General features: G+C 59.7%; 3 protein-coding genes. All 3 read right to left on the bottom strand.

The window, feature by feature from the left end; genetic code table 11:
* Positions 1-1,550: IS66 family transposase (gene tnpC, locus ACFSNN_RS41335; RefSeq protein ID WP_377779236.1), on the bottom strand; the 1,550-nt coding region annotated here is incomplete at its 3' end.
* A 33-nt stretch (positions 1,551-1,583) separates the two neighbouring features.
* Entirely contained in the window at positions 1,584-1,934 is a 351-nt protein-coding gene (tnpB, locus tag ACFSNN_RS41340) for an IS66 family insertion sequence element accessory protein TnpB (protein WP_012428381.1), read from the bottom strand.
* On the bottom strand, positions 1,915-2,424 hold a 510-nt coding region (gene tnpA / locus ACFSNN_RS41345), incomplete at its 5' end, for an IS66-like element accessory protein TnpA (RefSeq protein WP_377779237.1). The genes tnpB and tnpA, both read right to left, overlap by 20 nt.

Below are 2,424 nucleotides of genomic sequence, written 5' to 3' on the forward strand. Positions count from 1 at the left end.
ACGCTTGGATTCAGTCGCCAGGGCAGCAAAGCCTCGTAGTCGTCGGCGGTGTGTGCGTGCGGCAGACCTTTGAACAACGCGATGAGGTATTGGTACGGCTCAATGCTGTTGGCTTTGCAGGTTTGCACGAGCGAATACAGGTTGGCGGCAGCGTTTGCGCCGGCGACGGTGTCACTGAAGAGCCAGTTCCGGCGTCCAACCGTGAACGGTCTGATCGCGTTCTCACACGGGTTGTTCGAGATGGGCCACGCTCCGTTGCCGACGTAGCGAACGAGCTTGGGCCACTGGCCTCGCAGATATTGAAGCGCTTTGCCGAACCCGCTTTGCGGCAGCACCGTGTTCAGATGAAGCGATAACAGTGCCTCGATCTGATCAAGAACTGGCTGACTTTTGGCCTGTCTGAGTTGCTGGCGCTGCTCCGGCGTCATGTCTTCAGATCGTGCCTCAACGGCAAACAGCTGGCCGATCAGGCGAATGAATTCGCTCACCGGATGATTGCCGCCGCGCTGTACCTTCGGAAGGTCCTCTTCGGCCTCAATCAGGTAACGTCGCGCGTGCGCCCAACATCCGAGGTGCACCAGCTGGTTTGTTCGGGCGATTTCGTTGTACGGCTCGTAGCCGTCGCTCATCAATACCGCGCCGGGTTTGATGCCAGCATAGAGCACGGCGGCCTGTGCCGCGCTGCGCGTGGGACTGTAGCTGAACATTCGCACTGGTGGTCCGGTACCGCTCATCTGCGCCCACATGTAGCTCTTGCGTTGTGCAGCACGGCCTGGCTCTTTTAGTACCTGCACCGTCGTTTCATCGCCGTAGACGATGTCGGCCTCGAGCAGGTGGTCGCGCATCAGGTTAATCAGCGGCTGCACTGCCATGCCGACGCGCACTACGCTTGCTGCCAGCGTGCCGCGCGAGAGATCGCCACCGAAACGGTGCAGCAACGCGGCGATCCGGTACAGCGGCAGCGCGTCAGCGAACTTACTCACAACCACCCATGCAAGCGCTGATTCAGTGAGTAAGCCCTTCGGGATGATGCGCGAAGGTGCCGGCGTCACCTTGATGCCAAGGTCGCAGCAAGGGCACGCGTATTTGATTCGCTGGTGCTGAATGACGCGAACCTGCTGCGGCACGATATCGAGTTGCTCGCTGATCTCGGCGCCGATCTCGACCAGTGCGTGGCCGTCGTGTGCGCAGACGCGTTCTGATTCGGGCAACTCATGGCGCACGACCTCGCGAGGCAGCATCGGGTTTAACGGTTTGCGCCCACGCTTCTTGCGTTCATGCGCGCCGACTTCGACGCTCTGTTCAGTTTCGGTCTCTTGCGCTGGTTCGCATCCTGTTGCGAGCGCTTCTGCTTCATTCAGGAAGAGGTCCCGTTGCTCAGCACCGCGCACTTCGCTCCTGGAGGCAAACAGTTGCCGCTGATAGGCCTTAAGCTTCTCTCGCAGCAAATCGCGTTCGACTGTCACCACACGCAACTCGCTCTTCATGGCAGCGAGTTCTGCGCGCAGCGCCTGCAGTTCGTCGGTAGAGGATGAGGATGGTGGCGGCATCACTGAATTAGACCAGCGATGCTGGTTCGCGTTTCAGGTCACGCGCTGATAATAGCGCCTCGGATGCGCGCGCATCGCTTCGATGTCGATGCCCTCCAGTAGCCAGTGAAGTTGCTCTGTTCGCAGCATGAGCACCGCTTCCTTGCGCGGCCATACGAAGCGGTCCTGCTCGAGGCGTTTCATGAGAAGCCAGAAGCCGTTACGGTCCCACAGCAGCATCTTGATGCGGTCGCGCCGCTGATTGCTGAACACATAAACCGCACGCGCGAATGGATCGAGCTTCATTGACTGCTCGACGATGGCTGCGAGACCGTTGATGCTCTTGCGGAAGTCAACGGCGTCACGATGCACATAGACCTTCAGTTCATCGTCCAGGCGGAACATCGCACCGTCCCAGCGTCTCGATCATGGCCGACAGCAACGGCGCGTCATTGCCGCTGCATTCAAACCGGAGTGTGACGCCGTTGGGCATTTGCACCATCAACCGCGCCGAAGTCATTGCGGGCGACGACGCCCTTGCTGCGGGGGTGCGCCGATGTGCCTTCGCGGATTCGGGTGCAACCACGGCTTCGTGAATATCGACTTCGACTACCGGAACGAAAGCTGTGCCGATCGGCGTCGGCTGTAGGGATGTGCCAGCCACTCGCTGCTGATGCAGCTTGATCCACTTGCGCAGCAAGTTGGCGTTGACCCCGTGCTTGAGTGCGAGCCCGGCGACCGAAGCACCCGGCTCAAGACACGCTTCCACCAACTTCTGTTTGGTTTGCCGGTCATATCTGCGCTTGCCGTCCCGACCGACGTTGACGACCTTCAGCCTAGTCGTTTCTGAGTATTCTTCTGTCATGAAAGGTGTCCACTGATTCGAAAACAGTGG

This window comes from Paraburkholderia dipogonis (assembly GCF_042680985.1).
GTDB classification, from domain to species: domain Bacteria; phylum Pseudomonadota; class Gammaproteobacteria; order Burkholderiales; family Burkholderiaceae; genus Paraburkholderia; species Paraburkholderia phytofirmans.

Excerpts from the sequence above, each read along its gene's own strand:
- tnpB (WP_012428381.1), bottom strand. The coding sequence starts at position 1,934 with ATGTTCCGCCTGGACGATGAACTGAAGGTCTATGTGCATCGTGACGCC.